This is a genomic window from Natronococcus jeotgali DSM 18795, from assembly GCF_000337695.1.
Classification (GTDB): Archaea; Halobacteriota; Halobacteria; order Halobacteriales; family Natrialbaceae; genus Natronococcus; species Natronococcus jeotgali.
This window is the reverse complement of the sequence record NZ_AOIA01000034.1, coordinates 71,005-96,938: the sequence shown is the minus strand read 5'-3', so window position 1 is coordinate 96,938 and position 25,934 is coordinate 71,005. Positions and strand designations below refer to the sequence as shown.

General features: G+C 67.3%; 29 protein-coding genes and 1 tRNA gene. 11 read left to right on the top strand and 19 right to left on the bottom strand.

Annotation, left to right across the window (positions count from 1 at the left end):
- Positions 1-32 precede the first annotated feature (32 nt).
- Positions 33-290 (bottom strand): pro-sigmaK processing inhibitor BofA family protein, encoded by a 258-nt coding sequence (locus C492_RS06125; protein WP_008421456.1) that lies wholly within the window; start codon positions 288-290, stop codon positions 33-35.
- Positions 291-373: 83 nt separating this feature from the next.
- Here C492_RS06125 and C492_RS06120 point away from each other — a divergent pair.
- Positions 374-446 (top strand) — tRNA-Pro (locus C492_RS06120).
- Positions 447-557: 111 nt separating this feature from the next.
- On the opposite strand, the gene C492_RS24470 is transcribed toward C492_RS06120, so the two are convergent.
- On the bottom strand, positions 558-716 hold the full coding sequence (locus C492_RS24470; RefSeq protein ID WP_169333434.1) for a hypothetical protein: 159 nt from the start codon (positions 714-716) through the stop codon (positions 558-560).
- A 418-nt stretch (positions 717-1,134) separates the two neighbouring features.
- Between C492_RS24470 and C492_RS06115 the strand changes: the two genes are divergently transcribed.
- Complete coding sequence (locus C492_RS06115; protein ID WP_008421452.1) at positions 1,135-1,329, top strand: cold-shock protein; 195 nt, start codon at positions 1,135-1,137, stop codon at positions 1,327-1,329.
- A gap of 162 nt (positions 1,330-1,491) precedes the next feature.
- Here C492_RS06115 and C492_RS06110 read toward each other — a convergent pair whose 3' ends face one another.
- Positions 1,492-1,743 (bottom strand): hypothetical protein, encoded by a 252-nt coding sequence (locus C492_RS06110; RefSeq protein WP_193364843.1) that lies wholly within the window; start codon positions 1,741-1,743, stop codon positions 1,492-1,494.
- Positions 1,744-2,078: 335 nt separating this feature from the next.
- Between C492_RS06110 and C492_RS06105 the strand changes: the two genes are divergently transcribed.
- On the top strand, positions 2,079-2,777 hold the full coding sequence (locus C492_RS06105) for a DUF502 domain-containing protein (RefSeq protein WP_008421448.1): 699 nt from the start codon (positions 2,079-2,081) through the stop codon (positions 2,775-2,777).
- 70 nt (positions 2,778-2,847) lie between these two features.
- On the top strand, positions 2,848-4,950 hold the full coding sequence (locus tag C492_RS06100) for a minichromosome maintenance protein MCM (protein ID WP_008421445.1): 2,103 nt from the start codon (positions 2,848-2,850) through the stop codon (positions 4,948-4,950).
- A 3-nt stretch (positions 4,951-4,953) separates the two neighbouring features.
- On the opposite strand, the gene C492_RS06095 is transcribed toward C492_RS06100, so the two are convergent.
- From C492_RS06095 to C492_RS06080, 4 genes are all read right to left on the bottom strand, one after another.
- A complete protein-coding gene (locus tag C492_RS06095; protein ID WP_008421443.1) occupies positions 4,954-5,850 on the bottom strand; it encodes a transcription initiation factor IIB in 897 nt (298 codons plus the stop codon).
- Positions 5,851-6,011: 161 nt separating this feature from the next.
- Positions 6,012-7,289, bottom strand: coding sequence for a threonine synthase (gene thrC, locus C492_RS06090; protein WP_008421441.1), 1,278 nt, complete (start codon positions 7,287-7,289; stop codon positions 6,012-6,014).
- A 76-nt stretch (positions 7,290-7,365) separates the two neighbouring features.
- Positions 7,366-7,743: a helix-turn-helix domain-containing protein gene (locus tag C492_RS06085; RefSeq protein WP_008421439.1), complete on the bottom strand. Its 378-nt coding sequence runs from the start codon at positions 7,741-7,743 to the stop codon at positions 7,366-7,368.
- 31 nt (positions 7,744-7,774) lie between these two features.
- Positions 7,775-8,029, bottom strand: a complete 255-nt coding sequence (locus C492_RS06080; protein WP_008421437.1) for a hypothetical protein — start codon at positions 8,027-8,029, stop codon at positions 7,775-7,777.
- Between the two features lie 119 nt (positions 8,030-8,148).
- On the opposite strand from C492_RS06080, the gene C492_RS06075 reads away from it, so the two are divergent.
- A complete protein-coding gene (locus C492_RS06075; protein WP_008421435.1) occupies positions 8,149-8,613 on the top strand; it encodes a hypothetical protein in 465 nt (154 codons plus the stop codon).
- A gap of 18 nt (positions 8,614-8,631) precedes the next feature.
- On the opposite strand, the gene argF is transcribed toward C492_RS06075, so the two are convergent.
- The 10 genes from argF to C492_RS06025 all read right to left on the bottom strand — a co-directional run bounded on the left by argF (position 8,632) and on the right by C492_RS06025 (position 19,084).
- Complete coding sequence (gene argF, locus C492_RS06070; protein ID WP_008421433.1) at positions 8,632-9,543, bottom strand: ornithine carbamoyltransferase; 912 nt, start codon at positions 9,541-9,543, stop codon at positions 8,632-8,634.
- Positions 9,543-10,652 (bottom strand): [LysW]-lysine hydrolase, encoded by a 1,110-nt coding sequence (locus tag C492_RS06065; protein ID WP_008421431.1) that lies wholly within the window; start codon positions 10,650-10,652, stop codon positions 9,543-9,545. The genes argF and C492_RS06065 overlap by 1 nt, the downstream gene beginning before the upstream one ends.
- Positions 10,649-11,803, bottom strand: a complete 1,155-nt coding sequence (locus C492_RS06060) for an aspartate aminotransferase family protein (protein WP_008421429.1) — start codon at positions 11,801-11,803, stop codon at positions 10,649-10,651. The genes C492_RS06065 and C492_RS06060 overlap by 4 nt, the downstream gene beginning before the upstream one ends.
- On the bottom strand, positions 11,800-12,657 hold the full coding sequence (locus C492_RS06055; protein WP_008421427.1) for an acetylglutamate/acetylaminoadipate kinase: 858 nt from the start codon (positions 12,655-12,657) through the stop codon (positions 11,800-11,802). The genes C492_RS06060 and C492_RS06055 overlap by 4 nt, the downstream gene beginning before the upstream one ends.
- 1 nt (position 12,658) lies before the next feature.
- Positions 12,659-13,735, bottom strand: a complete 1,077-nt coding sequence (gene argC, locus C492_RS06050) for an N-acetyl-gamma-glutamyl-phosphate reductase (RefSeq protein WP_008421425.1) — start codon at positions 13,733-13,735, stop codon at positions 12,659-12,661.
- Entirely contained in the window at positions 13,735-14,619 is an 885-nt protein-coding gene (lysX, locus tag C492_RS06045; protein ID WP_008421423.1) for a lysine biosynthesis protein LysX, read from the bottom strand. Before lysX ends, argC begins: the two co-directional genes overlap by 1 nt.
- A complete protein-coding gene (lysW, locus tag C492_RS06040) occupies positions 14,616-14,780 on the bottom strand; it encodes a lysine biosynthesis protein LysW (RefSeq protein ID WP_005554620.1) in 165 nt (54 codons plus the stop codon). The genes lysX and lysW overlap by 4 nt, the downstream gene beginning before the upstream one ends.
- A 213-nt stretch (positions 14,781-14,993) precedes the next feature.
- The gene (gene argH, locus C492_RS06035) at positions 14,994-16,463 is read right to left on the bottom strand and encodes an argininosuccinate lyase (protein WP_008421421.1); all 1,470 of its coding nucleotides are present in this window, start codon (positions 16,461-16,463) and stop codon (positions 14,994-14,996) included.
- Between the two features lies 1 nt (position 16,464).
- Complete coding sequence (locus tag C492_RS06030; protein WP_008421420.1) at positions 16,465-17,691, bottom strand: argininosuccinate synthase; 1,227 nt, start codon at positions 17,689-17,691, stop codon at positions 16,465-16,467.
- 298 nt (positions 17,692-17,989) lie between these two features.
- Positions 17,990-19,084 (bottom strand): helix-turn-helix transcriptional regulator, encoded by a 1,095-nt coding sequence (locus C492_RS06025; RefSeq protein WP_049892784.1) that lies wholly within the window; start codon positions 19,082-19,084, stop codon positions 17,990-17,992.
- Between the two features lie 182 nt (positions 19,085-19,266).
- On the opposite strand from C492_RS06025, the gene C492_RS06020 reads away from it, so the two are divergent.
- The 5 genes from C492_RS06020 (at position 19,267) to C492_RS06000 (ending at position 22,191) form a co-directional block, all read left to right on the top strand.
- A complete protein-coding gene (locus C492_RS06020; RefSeq protein ID WP_008421417.1) occupies positions 19,267-19,767 on the top strand; it encodes a 2'-5' RNA ligase family protein in 501 nt (166 codons plus the stop codon).
- A gap of 177 nt (positions 19,768-19,944) precedes the next feature.
- The gene (locus C492_RS06015) at positions 19,945-21,117 is read left to right on the top strand and encodes a YeeE/YedE family protein (RefSeq protein ID WP_008421415.1); all 1,173 of its coding nucleotides are present in this window, start codon (positions 19,945-19,947) and stop codon (positions 21,115-21,117) included.
- 38 nt (positions 21,118-21,155) lie between these two features.
- Positions 21,156-21,449, top strand: coding sequence for a sulfurtransferase TusA family protein (locus C492_RS06010; RefSeq protein ID WP_008421414.1), 294 nt, complete (start codon positions 21,156-21,158; stop codon positions 21,447-21,449).
- On the top strand, positions 21,449-21,766 hold the full coding sequence (locus tag C492_RS06005) for a rhodanese-like domain-containing protein (RefSeq protein WP_008421411.1): 318 nt from the start codon (positions 21,449-21,451) through the stop codon (positions 21,764-21,766). The genes C492_RS06010 and C492_RS06005 overlap by 1 nt, the downstream gene beginning before the upstream one ends.
- A gap of 53 nt (positions 21,767-21,819) precedes the next feature.
- Positions 21,820-22,191: a hypothetical protein gene (locus tag C492_RS06000; RefSeq protein WP_008421410.1), complete on the top strand. Its 372-nt coding sequence runs from the start codon at positions 21,820-21,822 to the stop codon at positions 22,189-22,191.
- A gap of 46 nt (positions 22,192-22,237) precedes the next feature.
- On the opposite strand, the gene C492_RS05995 is transcribed toward C492_RS06000, so the two are convergent.
- Positions 22,238-24,412, bottom strand: coding sequence for an ATP-dependent DNA helicase (locus C492_RS05995; protein WP_049892782.1), 2,175 nt, complete (start codon positions 24,410-24,412; stop codon positions 22,238-22,240).
- A 160-nt stretch (positions 24,413-24,572) separates the two neighbouring features.
- Between C492_RS05995 and C492_RS05990 the strand changes: the two genes are divergently transcribed.
- Positions 24,573-24,980 (top strand): hypothetical protein, encoded by a 408-nt coding sequence (locus tag C492_RS05990; RefSeq protein WP_008421405.1) that lies wholly within the window; start codon positions 24,573-24,575, stop codon positions 24,978-24,980.
- A 4-nt stretch (positions 24,981-24,984) separates the two neighbouring features.
- Here C492_RS05990 and C492_RS05985 read toward each other — a convergent pair whose 3' ends face one another.
- Positions 24,985-25,929, bottom strand: a complete 945-nt coding sequence (locus tag C492_RS05985) for a cation diffusion facilitator family transporter (RefSeq protein ID WP_008421403.1) — start codon at positions 25,927-25,929, stop codon at positions 24,985-24,987.
- Positions 25,930-25,934: the final 5 nt, after the last annotated feature.

The following is a 25,934-nucleotide window of genomic DNA, read 5'->3' as shown; positions in this document are numbered from 1 at the left end:
GGTCGGATCGAAAATTGCGATCGAAGCGTCGGTCAGGGGACGAAGGCGACGCCGAACAGCGAGAGCAACAACACCAGCAGCGAGCCGGGTAGTCCACCGAGCGCGACGATCAGGAGGGCGATCGGCGTGATCGCGACCGAGACGCCGAAGCCGGCCTGGGCCAGAAACAACACGAGCAGTCCGACGACCGCGTTGACGATAAAGGGACGAACCGTCTGGATGATCGTCGTCGCGCCCAGCACGGCAACGAGAACGATCACCAGGAGGAGAATCTCGATTCCTGTAACCATACTCGAGCGTAGCGAGCGAAGCGGGGAAAGCCGTTCGGTACGGAACGAAACGCTTTAAGCGGTTCGTCCGGAATGGGAGATACGGGATCGTGGGTTAGCTTGGTATACTTCGGGCCTTGGGTGCCCGTGACCCCGGTTCAAATCCGGGCGATCCCATAGTACTGCTGCGAGCAAATCCGTGAGCAGCGGCGTTCTCGACGAACGCGACTCGAGACCGCCGAGAGACAGAGTCGCGATGCGAACACTCACCGAGTTCGGAGCCCGTCGTTACTCCTCGGAACCGAGCTCCTCGGCCTCCCACTCGGAAGCGAGCCGGCTGGCCAGCTCGCGAGGTCTGTGCTCGTAGACCAGGTGGTGCTCGAGGGAGTGCTCGGAATCGATCGCCTCGTTGCACACCTGACAGAACACCGGCGTTCGGGAAGTCATACGAGAGCTACGCCACAGCGGAGCAAAAAGGGCTCGCCGAAACACGAAGGCGCCGGTCGGCGGAGCGGATCGCTCCGCTACGGGTCGTCACTGACGGCTCGGTTCCCGGGGTTCGCGGAACTACCACGGTTCCGGAGAGGGACGAGGACGGACGGTGGATCGCGCCCGAAACCGGACGACTCGTTCGAGACGCGACCCCGAATCGCGAGATTCGGGCGCAGTTCGGAAACGAAAACTGTGGGTTCTCCGTTCGTTCTAGCCAGAGTCGGGGAGCCGGAGGGCTCTTCCCACGCAGAACCGACGTTCTACGCACAGAGTGCTCGCTTTTCCGACGGTAGTAGACATTCGTATACAGTACTCGGGTTTGGAAATACGAATGCCAACCCTTATTCGTGTGCCGGGATACTGTCTGGTTGTAATGGCAAACGGTACGGTTGACTTCTTCAACGACACGGGCGGTTACGGTTTCATCGAGACTGAGGACGCTGACGAGGACGTATTCTTCCACATGGAGGACGTCGGCGGCGAGGACCTGACGGAGGGTACCGATATCGAGTTCGACATCGAGCAGGCCCCCAAGGGTCCGCGCGCGACGAACGTCGAGCGCGTCTAACCAGGCGATAGTCGGTCGCCGAACGGCGACCGCATCGGCTTTTTCACCGATCGTACGATCGGCGTGCGATCGGGGTCTTTCGACCGACGTAGCGACCGCGTTAGGCGGGTTCGTCGGTCGGCGCACAGGTTTTTCGAGACGGTTCGCTCCGGGTTCCGAACCTCAAAGCGTCCGTCTGTACCCACACTCCGGACAGTAGACGAGGCCGGACTTTACGAGCGTGTGGCTCCGATCACACCGGGTGCACGGGGAGCCGACCGACAGTCCGGCCTCCCGAGCCACCGCTGCGACCGTGCGCTCGAGCTGTCGCTGGCGACCCTCCAGGGCATCGAGTCGTTCGGTCGTCGCCTCGAGACGGGCGGTCACGGCCCGCTGGCGGGTGCGGTCCGAACGCGGCGCCGATCGTGGTGTCATGCGGTCCGTACGCTCCCAACGGATAAAAGCACAGCTCCGATTCACGGCCGTGAAGAGTCTCGGTCGCGGGAGTATCAGCCTCACGGCACGGATTTCCTGTTTCTACGAGAAGGGCACACCCGTCGTCGCAGCGGCTTCGACCTCGCAGACAGCATCGGAGCTACCCGCCGAGTTCGTCCCCGGCCGCGAGGTTCGGAGCGTCCTCCTGGCTATCCCGGCAACCGGCGCGTCCGGGTCAAGTCCGTCAGTCGCGACGCGACGCGATCGGTCGAGACTCGAGACGAATCGCAAACGCAACCCGAACGTTTTCTACCGATTGCCGGCCACGTAACCGTATGAATGCGGTTTCGGAGCGACCGAAGCGGTGGCTCGTCAACGGGATCGTTCTGACGGTCCCGCTCGTCGTGACGCTGCTCGTGTTGCTGGTCGTGATCGATTTCGTCGTCGGAATTCTCTCGCCGGTCGTCGACGGGGTACAGTACGTCTGGCCCAACGAACCCCCGCGGGTCGTGATCCAGTCGACGATGCTGCTCTCGCTGATCGGGTTCTTCCTGCTCGTCGGGTTCGCCGCCGAGCACACGCCCGGAAAACACGTTTCGAAGCGAATCCACGCGACGATGGAGACTATTCCCGGCGTGAGCACGCTCTACGAGAGCGTTCGTCGGGCGAGCAACATTCTGGTCGACGACGACACGAATCAGTTCAAGGAGGTCAAGCTCGTCGAGTTTCCGCACAAGGACGCGTACGTGTTCGGATTTCTGACGGCCGATACGCCGGCGAGCGTCGAACGCGTCGTCGGGGAGGGCGAGATGCTGACGGTCATGGTCCCGCTCGGTCCGAACCCCACGACCAACGGCTACATCATGCACATTCCGATCGACAACGTCTACGACGTCGACGTCACCGTCGAGGAGGCCGTGCGCTCGATTGCGACGCTCGGCGTCTCCGTCGACGAACTCGACGCGGAACCGGACGAGGACGCCGATCTGCCGACTGCGGACGGTTCGACGATCGGTTCGGCCGCGGATCGGTAACCCAGGCTCGCGACCAGTTTCGGTCCGCTTTGCGACCATTTATACACGGTGGCGACCCTACGGACGTGCAATGGCGCAAGCGGGAAATTCTGAACTCGTCGACTCGTTCGAGCAGTTCTTCCGCAACTACTACGACAACGAGATCAAGCAGCTTGCGCAGCAGTACCCTAACGAGCAGCGATCGCTCCACGTCGACTGGCAGGATCTCTACCGGTACGATCCGAACTTAGCCGACGACTTCCTCGCCCAGCCCGAACAGCTCCAGCGCTACGCCGAGGAGGCCTTGCGACTGTACGACCTCCCAATCGACGTGAGCCTCGGCCAGGCCCACGTTCGGATCCGAAACCTCCCCGAAACGGAGTCGCCCGAGATCCGGGACATCCGCGCCCGCGACATGAACTCCCTCGTGCAGGCTCGAGGGATCGTCCGCAAGGCGACCGACGTCCGCCCCAAGATCGAGGAGGCCGCCTTCGAGTGCCAGCTCTGTGGCACCCTCACCAGAGTCCCCCAGTCCAGCGGCGACTTCCAGGAACCCCACGAGTGCCAGGGCTGTGAACGTCAGGGCCCGTTCCGCGTGAACTTCGACCAGTCGGAGTTCGTCGACTCCCAGAAGCTCCGCATCCAGGAGAGTCCCGAGGGCCTGCGCGGCGGGGAGACGCCCCAGTCGCTCGACGTCCACGTCGAGGACGACATCACCGGCGAGGTGACCCCCGGCGACCACGTCTCCACAACCGGCGTCCTCCGCCTCGAGCAACAGGGCGACGGCCAGGACAAATCGCCCGTCTTCGACTTCTACATGGAAGGCATGTCCGTCGACATCGACGAGGAGCAGTTCGAGGACATGGACATCACCGACGAGGACAAAGAAGAGATCGTTCGGCTCTCCTCGAGCGAGGACATCTACGAGCAGATGGTCGGCTCGATCGCCCCCTCGATCTACGGCTACGAGCAGGAGAAACTCGCGATGATCCTCCAGCTCTTTTCGGGGGTGACGAAGCAGTTGCCCGACGGCTCGAGGATTCGGGGCGATCTGCATATGCTGCTGATCGGGGACCCGGGTACCGGGAAGTCTCAGATGCTAGGGTATATACAAAATATTGCACCTCGATCAGTCTACACCTCCGGGAAGGGGTCGTCCTCGGCTGGTCTTACCGCTGCGGCTGTGAGGGATGACTTCGGCGATGGACAGCAGTGGACGCTCGAGGCCGGTGCGCTCGTGCTTGCCGACCAGGGAATCGCGGCGGTCGACGAACTCGACAAGATGCGCAGCGAGGACCGCTCGGCCATGCACGAGGCCCTCGAGCAACAGAAGATCTCGGTCTCGAAGGCCGGCATCAACGCGACGCTCAAGTCCCGGTGTTCGCTGCTCGGCGCCGCGAACCCAAAGTACGGCCGCTTCGACCAGTACGAGCCGATCGGCGAGCAGATCGACCTCGAGCCGGCCCTCATCTCGCGGTTCGACCTCATCTTCACGGTTACGGACCAGCCCGACGAGGAGAAGGACAAGAACCTCGCCGAGCACATCCTCACGACCAACTACGCGGGCGAGCTGACGACCCAGCGCGAGGAGATGACCAGCCTCGACGTCAGCGAGGGCGAGATCGAGGAGATGACCGAGCAGGTCGACCCCGTCATCGACGCCGAACTCCTCCGGAAGTACATCGCCTACGCGAAACAGAACTGCCACCCGCGGATGACCGAGGAGGCCCGCGAGACGATCCGCGATTTCTACGTCGACCTGCGCGCGAAGGGGACCGACGAGGACGCCCCGGTTCCGGTCACGGCCCGGAAACTCGAGGCACTCGTCCGCCTCTCTGAGGCAAGTGCCCGCGTGCGGCTCTCCGATACGGTCGAGCAGCGAGACGCCGAGCAGGTCGTCGAGATCGTCCGCTCGTGTCTGCAGGATATCGGCGTCGATCCCGAAACCGGCGAGTTCGACGCGGACATCGTCGAGGCCGGCACCTCGAAGTCCCAGCGCGACCGGATCAAGAACATCAAGGGGCTGATCAGCGACATCGAGGAGGAGTACGACGAGGGCGCGCCGGTCGACATCGTCCTCGAGCGGGCCGACGAGATCGGGATGGACGAGTCCAAGGCCGAACACGAGATCGACAAGCTCAAACAGAAGGGCGAGGTCTACGAGCCGAGCACCGACACGCTCCGAACGACCTAACGATTACTGCTTCCGATCGTCGAGTGCGACGGCCGTCGACCGAATCGTCGCGGGTGCGACGTCGGCGACGTCGGCCGCGGCGGTCTGGGTGATCGAGGGCCACTCCTCCCGTTCGCCGGCGGCCGCGTACAGACAGGCCGCGGCGACGCCGCTCGGGTTCCGCCCGCCGATGGCACCGTCTTCCAGCAGCGCCGTTACGAGTTCGCGAGCCCGGTTCTCGATCGCGGGCTCGAGTTCGAGTTTCGAGGCGTACCGCGGCAGGTACTGGGTCGGATCGATCGGGCCGGTCGGGAGCTCGAGCTCGCGGTTCAGGGCGTCGTAGGCGGCCTTGAGTTCGTCAGCGTCGGCGCGGGCGACGGCGACGATCTCGTCGATCGTTCTGGCCAGCGAGTTCGTCCGACAGGTCGCGTAGATCGCGGCCGCGGCGAACCCCTCGAGCGATCGCCCCTGTAACAGCCCCTCGGACTGGGCCGACTCGAAGAGGGTACACGACTGCTCCCGAACGGAGGCGGGAAGCGACAGCAATCCGTTGACGCGTTTGATCTCGGTGAACCCGTACACCTGGTTGCGCTCGGCCTTCGTCGAGATCCGGGCTCGGTTGTGTTCCCGCCTGAGACGGGCGATCTGCCGTCGTTTTCGACCGGTCAGGCGAGACCGGGGACCGGAGCCGCTTCCGTAGCCGATCTCGGTCGAGAGTCCCCGATCGTGTCGCGAGCGCGTCAACGGCGCGCCCGTCCGTCGGCGATCCGGTCCGTCGTCGAACGAACGCCACTCGGGGCCGCGGTCGATCGCGTCCTCTCCGGAGACGAGTCCGCAGTTCTCGCAGATCAACTCGGTCTCCGTCGCCCGCAGTCGTCCGCCGCATTCCGAACAGCTTCCAGTCGAATCGTCTACAACCATTGGTAATGATCACCGGTTAGGGGAGACTATGTCGCTTCTTGCTACTTAAAATATAAGATATCTTCTAAGATGGTATGGAAATAAGTGGTGGTCGGATCGGGTCGCCGTTCGGCCCACCGACTCGAGACCTCCCTTCGAGACGGTTGAGCGCGTCGATGGCGCTATCGGTCCGACGAGTTTCCGTCAGCGAGGCGCTCGAGGACGCCGTCGGTGTCGGCCGGAACCGGTTCGGGGTCGTTGCCGGCCGCGGCGGCCGCGTCGGGATCCTTGAGCAGGTGGCCGGTGGTGAGACAGGCGACCCGTTCGTCGCTCCCGACGATTCCCTCGGCGCGGAGCTTGCGGAGCCCGGCGACGGAGGCCGCGGAGGCGGGCTCGACCCCGATACCTTCGCCCGCGAGCGCGCGCTGGGCGTCGGTGATCTCCTCGTCGGAGACCGAAATCGCGGTACCGTCGGTCTCGCGGATCCCCGGCAGGGCTTTGGGGGCGTTAACGGGGTTGCCGATCCGGATCGCCGTCGCGCGGGTCTCGACGTCGTCCCATCGCCGGACCTCGTCGGCGCCGTTCTCGATGGCCTCGACCATCGGTGCGGCGCCCTCGGCCTGGACCCCGGTGAGCTTCGGGACGGCCGCAGGCTCGAGTTCGCCGGCCTGGACGAGCTCGCGGAACGCCTTGTACAGCGCCGCGGTGTTGCCCGCGTTGCCGACCGGGAGGACGATCCGATCGGGGACGGCGCCGTAGTCCTCGCGGAAGGCCTCGAGGATCTCGAGACCGATCGTCTTCTGACCCTCGAGTCTGAACGGGTTCAGCGAGTTCAGCAGGTAGGCCTCGCCCTGGATCGCGAGTTCCTGAACGATGTCGAGGCAGGCGTCGAAGTTGCCGTCGACTTCCAGAATGCGGGCGCCGTGGAGGCTCGCCTGGGCGACCTTCCCCGCGGCGACCTTGCCTGCGGGAAGCAAGACGAGCGTCTCCATTCCCCCGCGGGAGCCGTAGGCCGCCAGCGCGGCGCTGGTGTTGCCCGTCGAGGCACAGGCCAGTCGGTCGACGCCGAGTTCCCGCGCGACGGCGACGCCGACGGTCATCCCGCGGTCCTTGAACGAGCCGGTCGGATTCATCCCCTCGTGTTTGATCCGCAGCGTCTCGACGCCGATCTCGTCCTCGAGGCGGGGCACCTCGTACAGCGGCGTCGCGCCCTCCCGGATCGAGACGCCCGACTCCAGGGGCAAGGCGTCGGCGTAGCGCCAGACGCCCTCTCCCTCGAAGTCGTCGAAGGTCGGGAAATCGGCGTATCGAACCTCGAGCAGGCCCTCGCAGTCGTCGCAGGTGTACCGAACGTCCGCGAAGGGAGCGAACGTCTCGCCGCAGTCGATACACTCGAGCCAGGTGCCGTCGGTCGCGTCCCCGGGGACGGTCGGATCCTCGGCGGAGAGGCTGAGACTCATTACCGGGACCGTGGCGGGCGAGGGAGAAAAGTGGGCTGATTGTAACCAACGCTGCCACGGCGGGCGGCGGGAACGATCACTCGCCGTCGAAGTCGTCGATGACCCCGTGAACCGTCGCCGTCCAGGCGTCGAGCGCGTCGTGAAGCATCCGCTTGACCTCCGGCAGCGAAACGGCGGTGTACTGGTAGACGTACCCCCCGCCGTCGAGGAGCCGTCGGTCCCGACTGACGATCCCGCGCTCGTACAGCGTCGTCAGCGAACGGTTGATCGTGCTCCGATCGCGCTCGAGCGGCGCCTCCAGCTCGTCGATCGTGCTACCGGGCCGATCGAGGAGCGCGAGGTAGGTTCGGGTCTCGTGGGGTTCGATGCCGAAGACGCAGCTCATCACCGTACCGAATCCGGGATCCGGCGTCTCCAGTAGCTCGTCGAGACGGTGTTCGGGATCGGTCGACATACGCGACGCTACGGCTCCGGAAGTGAAAGCGTCACGTGTCGTCGCCAACGGGTGCCGTTCCGTACCCCATGTTCCGAATACAGGTCCGCATCTCCCGCGCGCTCTCGTGGCGGTGCAATCGGGTCGGGGTGTCGCAGTAGTACACCGATCCGTCGTACCGCAGCGTGACCTCGTGTTCGTCGCCGAGGGTCGTGGTCGTAACCACGACGTGTCGACCCTCCTCGATCGCCTCGAGGATCGCGTCGGCCTCGAGATCTCCGGCCTCGATGCGTAGCGGATCCGCCATCGGAACGAACTGGGCGAGCCCGCGCAAAGAACCTTCGCGTCGCTCCGGCGTTCGGCGCCCGTGCGCGACCGGTGCCAGACCGGAACACCGCTACGCACCCCCGAGTGTACTGGTACCATATGGCATCGAAAGTACAAACTCGAACGGGCGAACGCACCGGGACCGTACTCGAACCCTGGCAGGCCGGCGTCGTCGGCGGGATCGTCGGCGCGATCGCCTTCGGCGCGATGATGGCGATGCAGATGCCGGAAGTGCTCGAGATGGCGATCCCGGCGATGTACGGGCTCGAGGGCGGTCTCGCCGGCTGGATCCTCCACGTCTCACACGGCGCGGTGCTGGGCGTCGTCTTCGCGGCGGCGCTCACGGCGACGGGGCAGAACGGGATGGTTCGGAGCGCCGTCCTCGGTCTCGCCTACGGAATCGTCGTCTGGGTCGGTCTCGCAGTCGTCGTCATGCCGATCTGGCTCTCGGCCGTCGGCTTCCCGATGGCGCCGCCGCTGCCGAACGTCGACGTCGGGAGCCTGCTGGGCCACGCGGTCTACGGGATCGTCCTCGGGATCGCGTACGGGTTCCTCGAACGGTAAGCGAGGAAAATTCGCTCGCTACTCGAGCAGCCAGCTCAACAGCGCCTTCTGGGCGTGGAGTCGGTTCTCGGCCTGGTCGAAGACGATCGAGCGGTCGCTCTCGATGACGTTGTCGGTGATCTCCTCGCCGCGGTGGGCGGGCAGACAGTGCATCACCGAGGCGTCGGGGGCGTCCTCGAGCAGGTCCGCGTTGACCTGGAACCCCTCGAAGGCGTCCGTCCGGACGTCGCGTTCGTCCTCCTGGCCCATACTGATCCAGACGTCGGTGTAGACGACGTCCGCGCCGTCGACCGCCGCGGCGGGGTCGGTCGTGGTCGTCGGGTCGCCGCCGAGTTCGCGGGCGCGCTCGAGGACGGCGTCGTCGATCCCGTACCCGTCGGGCGTGGCGACGGTGAGGTCGATGCCGGCGAGCGCCGCGCCGATGACGAAGGACTGGGCGACGTTGTTGCCGTCGCCGACCCACGCGGCCGAGACACCCTCGAACCCGCCCGCCTCCTCGTGGATCGTCAGCAGGTCCGCCAGCGTCTGGCAGGGGTGGGCGTCGTCGGTGAGCCCGTTGACGATCGGTACCGAGGAGTGTTCGGCCAGCACCTCGACGTTGTCGTGTTTGAACAGCCGGGCCATGACGACGTCGACGTACCGCGAGAGGGTCCGGGAGGTGTCTTTTAGCGGCTCGCCCCGACCGAGTTGAATGTCGTCGGCGCCCAGAAAGATCGCGTGGCCGCCCAGCTGGGTCATTCCCGTCTCGAAGGAGACGCGGGTTCGCGTGCTTGGCTTCTGGAAGATCATCCCCAGGGTCTGGCCCTCGAGGTCGGCGTGGTCCTCGCCGTTCGCCTCGGCGCGTTTGTACGCCTCGGCGCGGTCGAGGACCGCGGTCAGCTCCTCGCGAGAGAGGTCGTCGATCTCGAGGAAGTGTCGCGGCTCGGCCATCAGTCGTCGCCTCCGCGAAGGGTCGTCGCCACTCGCGTCAGCACCTCGACCGAGCGGTCGAACTCGGCAAGCGAGAGGCGCTCGTCGGGCGCGTGATCGAGCTCGGAGTTGCCCGGGCCGTACGTGACCATCGGACAGCCCCACGTGCCGGCATAGAGGTTCATGTCGCTGGTGCCGGTCTTCCGGAGCAGCCGCGGGTCACACCCCTCCTTCCGGATCGCCGCGCGGAACGCGCGGGCGACCTCGGTGCGCGGACTCTCCATCACCGGCGGGATCGGCTCGGCCCAGGAGACGGTGCCGATCTCGAGTTCGGCCTCGGCGGTCTCGCGGACCGACTCGGCGTCCAGCGACGGGGGAATCCGAAGCTGGGCCTGCAGGGTCGTCTCGACCGAGAGCCCGTCCTCGCTGACCCCGCCGTCGATGTCGACGGGTTTCGCCGTGACCCGCTCGAAGACGGGCGTGTACTCGTCGTCTTCGAAGGCGGCCTCGACGTTGGTCCACCACTCGGTGGCATGTTGGATCGCGTTCGGTTCGGGCCGGGAGGTGTGGCCCGACTCGCTGGTCGCGACGTAGGTGCCGGAGAGAAAGCCCCGGTACCCCAGCGTGATCCCGGTGGTGCCGCTGGGTTCGCCGTTGACGACGGCGTCGGGTTCCTCGCGGTCGACGGCCAGGTGGCGGGCGCCCCGGGAGTTCGTCTCCTCGCCGACGACGCCGACGAAGGAAACTCCCGTTCGGACGGCGGCGACGGCCATCGCCGCGAGCGGACCGGTGGCGTCGACGCTGCCCCGACCCCAGAGGACGTCCTCGCCTTCCTCCTCGGCGACCTCGTCCTCGAGGTCCTCGGCGTCGGCGGGGCGGACCTCGACGGGGATCTCGCCGGGAACGGTGTCGACGTGAGAGGTCAGCAAAACGGCGTCGTCCGCGGGTGCGCGGACGTTGCCGACCTCGTCGATCCAGGCCTCGCGGCCGTTCGCCGAGAAGAACTCGACGAGCCGTTCGGCCGCCTCGCGTTCCTCGCCGGTCGGCGAGGGAATCGAGACCAGATCGACCAGCAGGTTTCGGGCGTCCTCCTCCGAAACGTCGGTCGCATCGGTCACACTCGCGCTCATGATTCTGACGCGGCTTCGGGGGCGACGGTCTCGGTCAGCGCCTCGACGAGTCGGTCGGCTTCGCCCTCGTCGATCACGAGCGGCGGCAGCAGGCGCAGGACGGTCCGGCCCGCGGGCAGCGCCAGCACCTGGTGGTTCATCGCCAGGTCGCGAGCGACGCGGTTCGCGCCGCGTTTCAACTCGATGCCGACGAGCAGGCCCTCGCCGCGGATCTCGCGGACCGCGTCGCCGAGTGCGGCCTCGAGTTTGTCGACGAGGTAGTCGCCGACCTCGGCGGCGTGGGCGGGCCACTCCTCCTCGACCAGCGTCGAAATCGTCGCGTGGACCGCAGCGGCGACGACGGGGCCGCCGCTGAACGTGGCGTTGTGCGAGGCCGCACCGTCGGCGATCCAGTCTCGGACCGCGACGGCGCCGACGGGCAGGCCGTTCCCGAGGCCCTTCGCCGTGGTGAGCACGTCGGGCGTGACGCCCGCGTTCTGGCAGGCCCACATCGATCCCGTTCGGCCCATCCCGGTCTGGACCTCGTCGAAGACCAGCGCCGCGCCGGTTTCGTCGGTCAGTTCGCGGGCCGTCTCGAGGTAGCCCGCCGGCGGGACGTTGATCCCGCCCTCGCCCTGGATCGGCTCGAGGATGACGGCCGCGGTCTCGTCGTCCACCGCGTCGGCGAGCGCCTCGCTATCGCCGTAGGGAACGAACTCGACGTCGCCGGCCAGGGGCTCGTAGGGCTCCTTGTACTTGTCCTTCCAGGTCGCCGCGAGCGCTCCCATCGTCCGGCCGTGGAACGAGCGGGTCGCCGCGATGATCTTCGACTCGCCGGTCGCAGACCGGGCGAACTTCAGCGCAGCCTCGTTGGCCTCGGTCCCGGAGTTACAGAACCAGGCCGACTCGAGTCCGTCGGGCGTCGCCGCGACGAACGCCGCGTAGGCGTCCTCGCGGGACTGGACGGGAAACGAGGAGTCGACGAAGGTTAGCTCGCCGACCTGCTCCTGGATCGCGTCGACGACCGCGGGATGGGAGTGACCCAGCGGCGTACACGCGAAGCTCGCGCCCGCGTCGAGGTACTCCGTCCCGTCGGCGGTGTAGAGGGACGGTCCCTCGCCGCGCGCGAGGCCGATGGGCTTGCTGCCGGAGACGAAATCGTGGTCGCTCACTGCGCCACCTCCTCGGTTTCGTCCGCGAGCGCGCCCGGCTCGAGGGTCGTCCCCTCACCCGCGAGCGCGCTGGTAATCGGCTCGTCCGCGTTTGCAGTGGCGACGACCACCGAGGACGCGCCGCCCTCGAGGGCCTCCGTCGCGGCCATCACCTTCTTCGTCATGAATCCTTCCGCGGCCTCCTCGACGGCTGCGAACTCCTCGGGTGTCGACGCGGAGTCGATCCGCGTCGAGTCATCGTCGGGATCCTCGTAGATCCCCGAGACGTCCGTGAGCACGACCAGGTCGGCCTCGAGCGCGCCAGCGATCGCCGCCGCGGCGCGGTCGGCGTCGGCGTTGACGGCGGTGTACCCGCCAGACTTCTCCTTCCCGAGCATCGGGACGGAGACGACGGGCGTGTAGCCGCCCTCGAGCACGGTCTCGAGGAGGTCGGCGTTGACCGACTCGATCTTGCCCGAGTGGTCGCCGCGCTTGATCTTCTTCTTGCCGTCCTCCTTGACGCGGACGGCGGACTTGCGTTTGCCCTCGAGAAGTTTGCCGTCCGTTCCCGAGAGGCCGACGGCGTTGACGCCCTCGTTCTGCAGGCTCTCGACGAGATCCGTGTTGAGCTTGCCGGGCATCACCATCTTGAAGACGTCCATGGTGTCCTCGTCGGTGAACCGCCCGACGACGCCGCCGGGCGTCTCGACGTAGGTGGGTTCCTGGCCGAGGTCCTCGAGGGTCTCGTCGACCGCGGTGGAACCGCCGTGAGTGAGGACGACGTCCTCTCCATCCTCGACGAGGGAGGCGACGTCCGCGAGCGCACCCTCGGGCTCGACGGCGCGGGCGCCGCCGATCTTGACCACAGTGGTCATCCTAGGGTGCCCCCACGGGGTGAAGCCCCGTAAACTCGAGTCCGGCCGTCTCCTCGAGGCCGAGCGCGACGTTGGCGGCGTGGACCGCCTGGCCCGCAGAGCCCTTCATCATGTTGTCGATCGCCGAGAAGACGACGACGCGCTTGTTCGAGGGATCGAGCTCGAAGCCGACCTCCGCGAGGTTCGTCCCCGCCACCGACTTGGGCTCGGGGTAGCGGTAGACGCCGGAGCCGCCCGCGGCCATGCGGACGAACGGCTCGTCCTCGTAGCAGCCGCGGTAGGCCTGCCAGAGGTCGCCCTTCGAGACCGGTCCCGACGGGAAGACGTGACCCGTCGCGCTGGCGCCGCGGATCATGTCCACGGCGTGGCAGGTGAAGGCGACCGAGGTGTCGAGGAACTGCTCGATCTCGGCCTCGTGGCGGTGGCCGGTCGGCGCGTAGGGGCGAACGACGCCCGACCGTTCCGGATGCGAAGAGGCCTCGCCGCCGCCGGCGCCCCCTTCGGAGGAGCCGACTTTCACGTCGACGACGACCTGCTCGCCGCCCTCGAGGATTCCGTGTTCGAACAGCGGGTACAGCCCCAGAATGGTGGCGGTGGCGTTACAGCCGCCGCCGGCGATCAGCTCCGCGCCCGCGAGGTTCTCGCGGTTGATCTCGGGCAGGGCGTACTCGGCCTTCTCGAGGTACTCCGGCGCGTCGTGGCCGTCGTACCACTCCTCGTACTGCTGTTCGGTGTCGAGGCGAAAGTCCGCCGAGAGGTCGACGACCGTGTCGGCGATTTCGAAGAAGTCGTCGATCTGGCCCATCGAGACGCCGTGTGGCGTCGCGGCGAACAGGACGTCGACCGACTCGAAGTCCTCCGGCTCGGTAAAGCGCAGGTCGGTCCCTCGCAGCGGCGGGTGGACCGAGCCGACGCTCTTGCCGGCCTTCGAACGGCTCGTCACTTCCGCGAGTTCGAAGTTGGGGTGGCCCGCGAGCAGGCGCAGGAGCTCCCCACCCGTAAAGCCGCTGCCGCCGACGACCGTCGCGGTGACGGTCTCGGCGGATTCGTCGGCGCTGGCGTCGGTGCCGACCGCCATCAGGGCGTCACCTCGACTTCCTCGGCGCCGTTCTCGGCGGCTTTCTCCTCGAGCCAGTCGACGACGGTGCTCGCGACGTCGGTCTCGACGGCGTCGTTGAGCGCCTTGAACTCGACGGTGTGGTTGACCTCGTGGACGGTGTACCCGTCCGCAGTTTCCATGAGGTCGATGCCCAGCAGGCCGCCGCCGACGGCGTCACTCGCCTTCTCGACGAGTTCGGCGGCCTCGTCGTCGGGCTCGAAGACGTCCGTCTCGGCACCTTTCGCGGCGTTGGTAATCCAGTGGTCCGACGACCGAACCATTCCCGCGACGGGTTCGCCGTCGATCGCGACGACGCGGATGTCGCGACCGGGCTTCTCGACGAACTCCTGGACGTAGAACACCTTGTGCTCGTAGTGACCCAGCGTCGCCTTGTGCTCTAAGATCGCCTCCGCGGCGTCGCGGGAGTCGATCTTGGCCATCAGGCGGCCCCACGAGCCGACGACGGGTTTGAGTACGCAGGGGTAACCGAAGTCCTCGATCGCCTCGAGGGCGGTCTCCTTGGTGAACGCGACCTTCGTCGCGGGCGTGGGAACCCCCGCCTTCTCGAGCGCGAGGCTGTTCTTGACCTTGTCGGCGCAGATATCGGCCGTCTCGTTGCTGTTGACGACCGGAATGCCGTAGGCCTCGAAGAACTGCGTCGCGTAGAGGCTGCGGCTGGTGGCCAGACAGCGGTCGACGACGACGTCGAGGTCCGCAAACGCCTCGGGGGCCTCGCCGATGTCGAAGGTCTGCTTGCGGACGTCGATCTTTTCGACCTCGTGATCGCGCTCACGAAGCTCCGAGAGGAGGAGCTTCTCGTCCTTGCGGATCCGGGAGTAGAGTATTCCTACTTTCAAGGTCACTCACCCCAGTCCTCTTCGAGCTCTGGGGCTCGCTCGAGGACTGGCGGCTCGGTGTCGACGACTTCCAGTTCGGCTCCGCAGGTCGTACAGTCAACGATCTCTCCCACTTCCAGATCGTCGTGCAGGGACACTTCCGCCCCACACTCGACGCATTCTGTCATTGTACTCCACACTGGGACCGCCGAACCCTTAAAACCTTCGAACCTAACAACAAAATTACAATAGCTGCACTACACGCTAACGGTGTGTGACGCGCGCTTTCCGGCAGATTTTGTCCCTCGTATCATTCAGATTGTATATCGTCCCCTCGCGGGGACGGCGGCGGGATCGGGGTCGCCGATCGGACCTGGCCGACGAGGAACGCCGAGCGACGCTCAGACATAGGCGTTCACCTCCTCGCGGAGCGCCGCGTGGGCGTGCTCGAGCGCCTCGTCGGTCGCCGCGTGCGTCGCCTCGTCGGCCGCGAGCGCCTCGCGGGCGTCCTCGAGCTGGTCGGCGACCGCCTCGGGGGCGGGACCGCCCCGCGAGTCCCGGCTCGCGACGCTCGCCGCGGGGTCCAGCGCGTCCTCGACGGCCGCGGGGTCGACGAACGACTCCAGGGGTTCGCCGAGGACGTTCGAGGCAGCGGCCTCGAGGGCGTCGTAGTCGCCCCCGTTCTCCGCCGCGCTCGCGACCATCTCGTGAGCCGTGCGAAACGGCAGTCCGTTCGCCGCCAGCAGGTCGGCGACGCCGGTCGCCGTCGAGAACCCCTCGCCGGCTTCCGCGGCGAGGACGTCGGCGTTCCAGTCGGCGGTCGCGACCGCACCCGCGGCGACCTCGCTCGCCTCCGCCACGGCGTCGACGGTCTCCCAGGCGTGGGTCGTCGCCCGCTGGAGGTCGCGGTTGTACGCGCGGGGAAGTCCCTTCAACGTCGTCGTCAGCCCCTGGACCCCGCCCGCGGCGTCGCCCGCGACCGCGCGAACGAGCTCGAGCGTGTCGGGATTTTTCTTCTGGGGCATGATCGAGGACGTCGAGGAGTAGTCGTCGGCGAGGTCGACGAACCCGCGGTTCGCGAAGATCACGAGGTCCTCGGCGAGCCCCGACAGCGTCGTCGCGTGGGTCGACAGCACCTGGGTCGTTTCGAGGAGGAAGTCGCGGCTCGAGGAGGCGTCCATCGAGTTCTCGATCACGCGCTCGAAGCCGAGCAGTTCCGCCGTGCGCTCGCGGTCGACGTCGAACGTCGTGCCCGCGAACGCCGCCCCGCCCAGCGGCGACTCGTTGATCCGTCCGTACGCGTCGAGCAGACGCTTGGTGTCGCGACGGACCGCGCCCTCGTAGGACAGCGCCCAGTGAGCGACGGTCGTCGGCTGGGCGGGCTGGAGGTGCGTGTAGCCGGGCATGATCGTCTCCCGACCCTCGTCGGCGACCTCGAGCAGCGACTCGCGCAGTGCGAGGGTCGTCTCGACGGCCTCGAGGACGTCCTCGCGCAGGCGGTAGCGGATGCAGGTCGCGACCTCGTCGTTGCGCGAGCGGGCGGTGTGCATCTTCCCGCCTTCCGGGCCGATCTGTTCGATGACGGCCGTCTCGATGGCCTCGTGGACGTCCTCGCCGTCGGGCAGGGAGTCGTGGCCGTCGACCTCGATCGCGTCCAGCGCCGTCAGGATCTTCCCCGCGGTGTCGTCCGCGAGGATCCCCTGCTCGGCGAGCATGAGCACGTGGGCGCGGTCGACCTCGAGGTCGGCCGCGAAGATCCGCTCGTCGGCCGAAAGCGAGGAGAGGAAGCTCCGGGCGGGGCCGCCGCTGAAGCGGTCCCGCCGGACGACGCCCGACCCGTCCTCGCCGTCGGGAGCTTCCTCTCCGCTCATCTTACTCCTCGCCTCCGTCGGTCGCCAGCTCGACCTCCTCGTCGTCGCGCTGCGCGGCGATCGACTCGTTGGCCAGGCGGCGCTGGAAGCCGTGGTACTTCGCGACGCCTGTGGCGTCCTCCTGGCTGATCTTCCCGACCGTCTCGGTGTTAAAGGAGGCGTGCTCCGCCGAGTAGGCGGCGTACTTGCTGTCGCGGCCGACCGCGCGGGCCCGTCCGCCCTCGAAGCGGATCGTCACCGTCCCGGTGACGCGTTGCTGGGTCTCGTCGATGAAGCCCTCGAGGGCGCTCACCAGCGGCGCGTCGACCAGTCCCTCGTAGCCCTTCTTCGACCACTTCTGGTCGATCTGCTGTTTAAACTCGCGTTCCTCCTGGGTGAGCACGAGGCTCTCGAGGGCCTCGTGGGCGTTGAGCAGCGTCGTCGCCGCGGGATGCTCGTAGTTCTCGCGGACCTTCAGCCCGAGCATGCGGTCCTCCATCGAATCGGTGCGACCGACCCCGTAGGAGCCGGCGAGCTCGTTGAGGTGTTGGATGAGCTCGACGGGGTCGTACGACTCGCCGTCGACGGCGACGGGATAGCCCTCCTCGAAGGCGATCTCGATCTCCTCGGTCTCGTCCGAGGGCGCCTCGGTCCACTCGTAGATCTCCTCGCCGGGGACGTAGCTCGGGTCCTCGAGCTCGGAGCCCTCGACCGAGCGGCTCCAGAGGTTGGTGTCGATCGACCACTTGCCGCCGTCGCCGCCCTCGACGGGCAGGTCCTTCTCCGCGGCGTACTCGTTCTCCCACTCGCGCGTGAGCCCGAGTTCGCGCACGGGGGCGATCACCTCGAGGTCGGAGTCGCGCCAGATCGCCTCGAAACGGAGCTGGTCGTTGCCCTTGCCCGTACAGCCGTGGGCGATCCCGGTACAGTCCTGTTCCTCGGCGACCTCGAGGATCGCGCTGGCGATCACCGGGCGCGCGAGCGCGGTCCCGAGCGGGTAGCCCTGGTAGGTCGCGTTCGCGCGGACGCCGTCGAAACAGAGGTCGGCGAACTCGGCTTTCGCGTCGACGACGTAGTGGTCGAGTCCGAGCGCCTCGGCGGTCTCCTCGGCCTCGTCGAACTCCGACTCCGGCTGGCCGACGTCGACCGTGACGCCGATTACCTCGTCGTAGCCGTACTCTTCCTCGAGCAGCGGGACGCAGACGGTCGTGTCGAGTCCCCCCGAGAACGCGAGTGCAACGCGTGTCATAGCTACTCGAGTGGAGCGGGAGGACGGACTTAAATTCATCGTTCTTAGTTACAGAAATTAACTCCATAGACCACGCTACGCCGAAGAATTAGCAATTTCGGGAAGTGAGTTCGATCCGGAACAGGGGTGGGGTATAGTACGGGCTCAAAGGCCCGGTCGTCGCGGTCGTCGCGGCGTAACGGCTCCGGCGGTAGCGAAAAGGGCGGCCGATCTATCGGCGGAACCGCTCATTAGGACTCTCTAAGAGAACGAAACCCCTTAAACCCTACCCGACGTGCAAGTGTTGCGACGGGTCGCGCTACTCCTCGGCGACGTCCTCCTCGGGAAGGGCGAGGACGTTCTCCCGACCGATGCGGAAGACGTCGATCTCGTCGTCCTCCCGAAGTCCACCGACGACCTGGCTGGTCTTGGCCTCGGTCCAGTCGAGTTCGGAGACGACCTCCTGTTGTTTGATCCGGCCCCCGCGGTCCTCGATCAGGCGCAACACCCGTTCCTCGTTGCTGAGCAACTCCGCCGGCGGGCCGGTCTGTCGGGGCGCGGTCGATTCCGTCGAGACGTCCGTCCCGGACGCCTCGGGGCCGGGCTCCGCGTCGCGCCGGAACCACCATACGGCGACCGCGGCCAGCGCGAGCGCGCCGAGCGCACCGCCCACCGCGAGCCAGGGCATCTCCGGTCCTCCTTCGGACTCGGGCGACTCGCCCGCGGATTCAGTGTCTTCGATCAGCACGACGCGGGGTTGGTCGTCGGCGAACTCGGTGCCGTCGCCGTTCCAGAGGACCGACCCCTCCCCCCGATCGTCGGACTCGGGATCGATCTCGTAGGCCGAGTAGCTCTCGGGCCAGGAGAGCTGTAGCGTCGTGTCGTCGACCAGCGTGAACCCCGACAGCGCGTCCCCGACCTCGATGCTGTTGAGTTCGACGTGGGCGAACGAGGACCACTCGAACCGGTACTGGACGTGGGCCAGCTCTCGCGGCGCGGTGCTTTCGTCCGTACTTACCGAGAAGTTCGAGATTTCCATCTCGCGGTCCGTCGCGTTCTCGCCGTCGGAGAGAACGTCGTTCCAGCCCTGGGCCTCCCGTTCGACGTACGGTTCGGGGTTCGACTCGATGTCGTCCCGGAGCCGTTCCCACTCCTCGGCCGAGGCGTTCTCGCCGTTTATCGGGAAGCGGTAGTCGACCAGAAACGACGCCGATCCGTTCTCGTGGACCGTAACGTCGATATAGATCTCCTCGGCGTCCTCGAACTGCAGTCCCTCCTCGTCCACCTGCTCGAGCGTCCGCTGCTGGGTTCCGGCGTCGCCGTCGGCCGCCACCACGGCCGAGGCGGGTATCGGAACGAACAGGCAGCCGACCACCACGAGCACCACTAGGGCTCGGAGCCCCCGCACATCCATTACGGGACGTTGGTAGAGCCGTCTAAATAGGTCTTTCCGACGACGGCGGCGACCCGCGTTCCGCTATCGCTCCCGATGACCCGAACGGAGCGAGGGACGTGCGACGAGCGTCGTCGGTACGTCGGACGGAAGAGCCGATCGAACGCCACACTCATACGGCGACCACCCCTACTCGCGGGGACGTGTACAGCGTCACCGTTCCCGTCCCCGGGCGCGTCCGCGAGCTCGCGACCACCCTCTACCCCGATCTGGTCGGATTCGACACCGTGCGCGAGGACCACTCCTGCCTGCTCAAACGCCTCGGCGAACCCGACCACGCCGCGCAGCTCCAGCACCGTACGCGCCGCGCCCTCGAGGGGACCCCGCCGGTCGAGGCCCGCGTCGCCGGGATCGACTACTTCGCCGATCCGCCGCTGGGGGCGGCCCCCGTCGTCTACCTCGCCGTCGACAGTCCCGCCCTCGAGGCGGTCCACGCCCGCCTCGCCGAGGAGTTCGGCGTCGTCGACGGACTCGAGGGTACCGACTACGTCCCCCACGTAACCCTGGCCCGAGGCGGCGACGAGGCGACCGCGAGGCGGCTCGCCGACCGCGATACCGACGCGATCGAGTGGACCGTCGGCGAACTCGAGTTCCGGAGCGAGTCCGACGGCTCGCCGGAGGGGCGAATCGTCCTCTCGGAATAGCACCGGAATCCCCCAATTATTGTCGCGTCCTCCGTCGCCGACCGCGCGACGAACGTCGGGCGTCGTCGTCGCTTCCCCTCGAGACCGCACGCTTCGCCGCCTGACCGGATCGTCCGGGCTCGAGGTATCCTTTCCCGGCTGGCGGCGGGTTAAGTTCGACGAACCGCTACCCCGGATGTGGTCGCAACGATACTCGTCGTCGCGGTCGTCGGCCTCGCGCTCGGCGTCTTCCTTCAGAAGGGGCGCTTTTGCTTCGTGAACGCGTTCCGGGACTTCTTCGCGTACAAGGACTCCCGGGTCACGAAGGGCGTCGCCGTCGCGACGCTGCTGACGATGGTCTTCTGGGGAATCGCCTACCAGTTCGGCTACTACGGAGCGCTGTGGACGCCCGAGTGGGGACTAACGGGACTCGTCGGCGGCTTCGTCTTCGGCGTGGGGATGACCTACGCCGGGGGCTGTGCCAGCGGCACCCTCTACCGGGCCGGCGAGGGCTACCTCCAGTTCTGGCTGACCCTGCTGTTCATGGGCGTCGGCTACGCGGCCTTCGCGGTCGCGTTCCCGACGCTCGAGAGCACCTACTTCGAGACGTTCACCTTCGGGTCGGGAGTGAGCCTGTTTACCCTCTCCTCGATCCCGGCGGGACTGCTCGCCCTGGCGGTCGCCGGCGGCGCCGTCCTCGTCTACGCCGCGGTGCTCGGGCGCTCGAGCGAGACCGGAACCCTCGGGGGGCGGTCCGATGTCGCCTCGGTTCAGCTGACGGCGCTGCTCGCGCCGATTGCGGGCCTGCGACGGATCGCCCGCGGAACCCGCGAGTACGTCGCCGGGATTGTCGACGCGTGGCGCGATCCGCTCGCGGCGAGCAAGCGGCCGTGGGACCCCCGTACCGCCGCTCTCGGGATCACCGGTGCCGCCGTGCTCTGGTTCACCCAGGCCTCGATCGTCGGCGTCACCGGTCCCGAGGCCCGCTGGACCGGCTACCTCCTCTCGCAGGTCGGCGTCGACGCCGAGTCCTACGACTACTGGGGCTCGGTGCTCTTTCAGGGCCAGGGCGTCGACGTCACGACCGATATGGTGATGATCGGGTTCGTCATCGTCGGCGCGTTTCTGGCGGCGTCCTGGAGCGGGGATTTCTCGGTCCGGGTCCCGAAGCGCCGACGCCTTCCGAACGCGATCGGCGGCGGCCTGCTCATGGGCGCCGGCTCCCGGCTCGCCCCGGGCTGTAACATCGGCAACATCTACTCCGGCATCGCGGAGCTGTCGGTCCACTCGTTCATCGCGGCCGTCGGCATCGTCGCCGGCGTCTACGTGATGACCCGCTGGATCTACCGCGAGGTCGGCTGCGCGATCTGAATCGCTCGCTAACCGACTCGAAGCACGAACGCACGACAATGCCATCCATCGACGACGTCACGAACGCACCGGACGAACTGAGCGACGACCGAGCCGACAAACTCCTCGAGGAGGCCGACCTCGTCCAGGACATGATGGGCGAGGTCTGCCCGTACCCGCAGGTCGAGGCCAAGAAGGGCCTGCAGGACCTCGAGTCGGGCGAACTCCTCGTCCAGGAGACCGACCACGTCCCCTGTACGGAGAACGTCCCCCGGGCCGTCGGCGACGACGCCGAGGCGCGGGTCTGGCGAAGCGGCGACGCGACCTACCGCATCTACCTCCGCAAGCGATAATGGTCGCCGAACTCGACCCCGAGACCGTTCGCGAGCGCATCGACGGCGACGGGGAGTTCGACCTCCTCGACGTCCGCGACGCCGAGGCCTACGAGGAGGGCCACCTCCCCGGCGCCGAACACGTCACGATCGAGGAGCTCGAGGACACCGTCGCCGACCGCGCGTGGGCCGACGACGTGGTCGTCTACTGCTACGTCGGCCAGACCTCGGTCCAGGCGGCCAGGCTCATCGAGGAGTACGGCGACGCCGACGCCGTCGCGAGCATGGCCGGCGGGTACGACGCCTGGGGACCCCTCGAGGCCGCGAGCGCCGATTGACGACGGCCGCCGCCGGCCAGAAAACTCATGCGAGGTGATACGAGACGGGAGCCATGCACCGACGAACGCTGCTCGCGGGTTCGGCGGCGATGGCGACGCTGGCTGGGTGTAGCGATCTGCCGTCGCTCGGCGACGACGTCGCCGTCGACGAGACGGTCCGGGACGAACAGACGGCGACGTTCGCCGCCGATTCGGGCGATCGGCTCTCCGTGTCGGTCACCGTCGAGGAACTCGCCGAGCCGGACGACGACGCCGAGGTGAGTCCGAGCGCGGTTAGCTTTCGGCTCGATCACGCCGACGAGGGCCCCCTCGAGACGCGATCGATCGCCGACGCCGAGACGTTCGACGTGACCGTCGAGGACGACGGCGAGCACATCGTCATCGTCACGAACGGCGCCGCCAGCGTTACGATCGACGACGCCTGATGCGGTCTCCGCTCCCGTTCGATAGCACCCACGTCCCCGCGGTCGCCTACGGTGCCGGCGGATCCCCCTCGTAGGCGCCGTGATCGCCGTAGAAGTTCAGCATCGCGAACTTGAGCTTCGAGGGCTCGATGTCGAGCAGCTCCTCGCGTTCCTCGTGGGGGAAGGTTCCGTTGACGCTGTACTTGCCCAGATCGGACTTCGCCTCCCTCGAGTAGCGCCGATCGAGCAGCGCGCGCACCGCGATGTCCTCGGGCGAGCGAAGCACCCGACCGAGCGCCTGGCGAGTCTTGCGGACCGTCGGGATCTCGACGGCGTACCGCCAGCCCGTGTCGGTTCCCTCGAAGGCGGCGTCGTAGGCCTCCTGAACCGCCTCGGTCCGGTCGTCGAGGTGAGGGTAGGGGACGCCGACGACCACCACCGTCCGGGCGTCGTCGCCGTCGAAACTCACCCCCTCCGCGAGGGTGCCCCACAGCGAGGTACAGAGGACGCCGCCGTCGTCCGCGACGAACTCCCGTCGGAGTTCCTCGACGGCGACGCCCGGCTCGTCGAGGTAGACCGTCGCCGACTCGCGGCGCTCGAGCCGTTCCGCGTAGCGGCTCGCCTCGCCGTAGTTCGGGAAAAAAGCCAGCGTGTTGCCGGCGGTCATTCGGACCGCGTCGTCGAGCGCGTCGGTAACGATCTCCTGGACGGCGGGGTCGTCCCGGTCCGAGGAGAACAGCGGCGGCGTCTCGACGGCGTACGTGCGGCGGTGGTCCTCGGGGAACTCGAGCCCGTAGGCCATCGAAATCGGATCCTCGAGACCCAGTACGTCCTCGGTGACGTCGAAGGGCTGCAGGGTCGCGCTCATCAGGATCGTCGCGGAGACTTCCTCGAACAGTCGTCCGGTGACCTGACGGGGGAGACAGGTGTACAGCTCCGCGCGGCCGTAGATCTCGTCGGTGCCGGCGTCTCGCGTAACGGAGACGACGGGGTACAACCCCTCCTTCGTCCCCTCGTCCATCCAGGCGCTGACGAAGCCGGCCGCCTGCAGGGTCTGACACTCCGTTCGCGTGGCCGTCTCGCCCTCGCGGTAGGCCTCCTCGTACTCCTCGTCTAGCTCCTGGCCGAGCGCCATCGCCGCCTCGAGGTCGTCGTCGATCCCCCGCCCCGAGTACCGCCGGAGGAACTCGAGGGTGAGCTCGTCGCGGCGGTCCTCGTTGGCGATCGGGACGTCCGCCCAGTTCTCGCCGATCCCTTCTCGGTCGCCGAAACCGAACGAGTCCTCGTAGGTCTCGACCAGCGCGCGGTGAAACGCCGAGAGGACGTTGGTCGCATCCTCGGCCCGGGGGTCGTCGCTGTCGGCGAGTTCGTCCAGCGCCGAATCGAAGGTGCGCTCCGAGCAGGTCCGGGTCGCGTGCTCGCGGGCGGCGTCCTCGACGTTGTGGGCCTCGTCGAAGACGGCGATGACGTCCTCGGGGTCGCGGCCGAGCCAGCGGAAGAACTGCTCGCGGATCGTCGAATCCAGCAGGTGGTGGTAGTTACAGACGACCAGATCGACGCCCTCGATCCCCTCCTTCAGGAGTTCGTAGCCACAGAACTCCCGCGTCTCGGCGTACTCGTAGATCTCCTCGGGCGTGCGGACGTCGTCGAACAGCCAGGCGAAGAAGTCGTCGGTATCTTGCGTGAGGTTGTTCCGGTAGTAGTCACAGACGTTCTTCTCCTCGAGATCCTCCAGCCGGTCCTCGATGTTCTCGAGTTCGTCCATCACCGCGCTGCGAGCGTCGGCCGCGGAGCCGTCGCTTCCCTCCTGGCTCTCGGCGAGCAGCTCCCGCTGGCGGCGCTCTAACTGTTCGCGGTCGCGCTCGGCGTCGACGACCGCGCGGGTGTTGTCACGCAGGGTCTGGCACTCCTCGTAGCCGACGTCGATGTGACACATCGACCCCTTCCCCTTGAACACGACCGCCCGGAGCGACTCCTCGCGGGTGATCGCCCGGGCCTCTTCGACGAACTGGCGCATCTGCTGGTGGACGTTGGTCGTGATGACGACGGTCTTGTCCCGCTCGCGGGCGACCTCGAGGGCGGGCACCAGCGACGAGAGGGTCTTTCCGGTCCCGCAGGCACCCTCGAAGAGCACGTCCTGGTCCCGAACCAGCGCGTTGTAGATGCGGTCCATCGCCTCGCGCTGGTTCTCGTAGGGTCGCTCGTACGGGAAGAATCGCATGTACCCGTCTGTCTCGGACACGGTAGTGACGTGGTTCCCGCTGCGATAAAAGGATTCGTCTCGGACCCCGGCGACGACGTCGGAATCGGAGACGCCGACCGCGGTCGTCCCGTGGGAAAGACACCCACAGCCGGCGTGCGCGCGCTACAGCGACATACCCCTCGAGGGCCTGGCCTCGCGTATGGCCATCCCCGGCTACGATTCCGGCGACGTCGCGGAGTACACTCTCGATCGCGCGGGCGCCCGCGCCGAGGTCGTCGCGGGCGTCGTCCCGGACGCGTTCGGCCTCGATCGCAGCGCCCGGGATCCGACGGCGACCGCGCTCGCGGACTCGATCGAGCTCGTCGGCCTCGAGGAGCTGCGGGCCGTCGAGGCGTTCCGGATCGAACTCGTGTACGATCCGTCGGCGCTGCCTCCCGGTGCGAGCCCGACCGACGTCGCCATCGCCGTCGACGACGGCGACGGCTGGACGCGCCTCGAGTCGACGGTCGACCTCGAGGAGACGACGGTGTCGGCGACGCTGGGCGATCGCCCCCCGGGGACGACGATCGTCGCGGTCTACGCCGGCGGCGACGCCGGCGAGGAGTGACGGACTACGCCGCCGGCTCGATGTAGACCTTGCCCACCTGATCGTCGTGGTCCCGGAGCGCCCGTTCGATCTCGGTGATCCGGGCGTCGATGGCATCCGAGTCGAGTTCGGAATCGAACGAGACGTCGGCGGTGACGAGCAGGTCCTCGGGGCCGAAGTAGACCGTCCGAAAGTCGACGAGATCGGCGACGCCGTCGGCGCCCTCGACGATCGCGCGAAGTTCGTCCTCGGCCGGTTCGGGGAGGCTCTCGCCCAGAATGAGCCGTTTGTTCTCCCAGGCGAGTGCGATCGCAAACCCCATCAACATCAGTCCGATGACGAGCGCGGCGCCGGCGTCGTACACCGGGTTCCCGGTGGTCCGCGTGAGGTAGACGCCGAGGAGGGCGATCCCCGCCCCCGCCAGGGCGATGGTGTCCTCGGTGAGCGCGGTCAGGGTCGTGACGTCGCTGGTCTTGCGAAACGCCTCGCGGAACGTCTCCCAGCCGTACTCGTCCATCTGGGCGGTGATCCCCTGATAGGCCTTCCAGAACGCGTAGGTCTCGAAGGCGATCGCCCCGAGCAGGACGGCGTAGTTGACGTACACCGGATCGAACGTCGCCCCGAGCAGCGTGACGTCCCCGCCGGCCCGGTGGACGCCGCCCTCTCGCAGGGCGTCGTAGCCGTGGCGGGCGCTCTCCCAGCCGGCGATCCCGAACAGCATGACGCTGACGAGCAGGCTGTAAAAGAACTGGGCCTTCCCGTGGCCGAACGGGTGGCTCCGGGTGGCCTCCTGCGCGCCGTACTTGATGCCGATCAGCAGGAAGACCTGGTTGCCCGTGTCCGAGATCGAGTGGTACGTCTCCGAAAGCATCGCGGGACTTCCGGTCAACAGAAAGCCGCCGAACTTCAACACCGCGATCGCACCGTTCGCGAACAGCGCGGCGAGGACGACGGAGGTACTACTGGCCATCGACT

Excerpts from the sequence above, each read along its gene's own strand:
- lysW (WP_005554620.1), bottom strand. The coding sequence starts at position 14,780 with ATGACAGAATGCGTCGAGTGTGGGGCGGAAGTGTCCCTGCACGACGAT.
- C492_RS06110 (WP_193364843.1), bottom strand. The coding sequence starts at position 1,743 with ATGACACCACGATCGGCGCCGCGTTCGGACCGCACCCGCCAGCGGGCC.
- C492_RS24470 (WP_169333434.1), bottom strand. The coding sequence starts at position 716 with ATGACTTCCCGAACGCCGGTGTTCTGTCAGGTGTGCAACGAGGCGATC.
- argC (WP_008421425.1), bottom strand. The coding sequence starts at position 13,735 with ATGGCGGTCGGCACCGACGCCAGCGCCGACGAATCCGCCGAGACCGTC.
- C492_RS06080 (WP_008421437.1), bottom strand. The coding sequence starts at position 8,029 with ATGGCGGATCCGCTACGCATCGAGGCCGGAGATCTCGAGGCCGACGCG.
- C492_RS06105 (WP_008421448.1), top strand. The coding sequence starts at position 2,079 with ATGAATGCGGTTTCGGAGCGACCGAAGCGGTGGCTCGTCAACGGGATC.
- C492_RS06125 (WP_008421456.1), bottom strand. The coding sequence starts at position 290 with ATGGTTACAGGAATCGAGATTCTCCTCCTGGTGATCGTTCTCGTTGCC.
- argF (WP_008421433.1), bottom strand. The coding sequence starts at position 9,543 with ATGGCCGAGCCGCGACACTTCCTCGAGATCGACGACCTCTCTCGCGAG.
- C492_RS06025 (WP_049892784.1), bottom strand. The coding sequence starts at position 19,084 with ATGGATGTGCGGGGGCTCCGAGCCCTAGTGGTGCTCGTGGTGGTCGGC.
- C492_RS06065 (WP_008421431.1), bottom strand. The coding sequence starts at position 10,652 with ATGAGCGCGAGTGTGACCGATGCGACCGACGTTTCGGAGGAGGACGCC.
- C492_RS06085 (WP_008421439.1), bottom strand. The coding sequence starts at position 7,743 with ATGTCGACCGATCCCGAACACCGTCTCGACGAGCTACTGGAGACGCCG.
- C492_RS06095 (WP_008421443.1), bottom strand. The coding sequence starts at position 5,850 with ATGGTTGTAGACGATTCGACTGGAAGCTGTTCGGAATGCGGCGGACGA.
- C492_RS06100 (WP_008421445.1), top strand. The coding sequence starts at position 2,848 with ATGGCGCAAGCGGGAAATTCTGAACTCGTCGACTCGTTCGAGCAGTTC.
- argH (WP_008421421.1), bottom strand. The coding sequence starts at position 16,463 with ATGAGCGGAGAGGAAGCTCCCGACGGCGAGGACGGGTCGGGCGTCGTC.
- C492_RS06000 (WP_008421410.1), top strand. The coding sequence starts at position 21,820 with ATGCACCGACGAACGCTGCTCGCGGGTTCGGCGGCGATGGCGACGCTG.
- C492_RS06055 (WP_008421427.1), bottom strand. The coding sequence starts at position 12,657 with ATGACCACTGTGGTCAAGATCGGCGGCGCCCGCGCCGTCGAGCCCGAG.
- C492_RS06115 (WP_008421452.1), top strand. The coding sequence starts at position 1,135 with ATGGCAAACGGTACGGTTGACTTCTTCAACGACACGGGCGGTTACGGT.
- C492_RS05985 (WP_008421403.1), bottom strand. The coding sequence starts at position 25,929 with ATGGCCAGTAGTACCTCCGTCGTCCTCGCCGCGCTGTTCGCGAACGGT.
- C492_RS06005 (WP_008421411.1), top strand. The coding sequence starts at position 21,449 with ATGGTCGCCGAACTCGACCCCGAGACCGTTCGCGAGCGCATCGACGGC.
- C492_RS06010 (WP_008421414.1), top strand. The coding sequence starts at position 21,156 with ATGCCATCCATCGACGACGTCACGAACGCACCGGACGAACTGAGCGAC.
- C492_RS05990 (WP_008421405.1), top strand. The coding sequence starts at position 24,573 with ATGGCCATCCCCGGCTACGATTCCGGCGACGTCGCGGAGTACACTCTC.
- C492_RS06075 (WP_008421435.1), top strand. The coding sequence starts at position 8,149 with ATGGCATCGAAAGTACAAACTCGAACGGGCGAACGCACCGGGACCGTA.
- thrC (WP_008421441.1), bottom strand. The coding sequence starts at position 7,289 with ATGAGTCTCAGCCTCTCCGCCGAGGATCCGACCGTCCCCGGGGACGCG.
- C492_RS06030 (WP_008421420.1), bottom strand. The coding sequence starts at position 17,691 with ATGACACGCGTTGCACTCGCGTTCTCGGGGGGACTCGACACGACCGTC.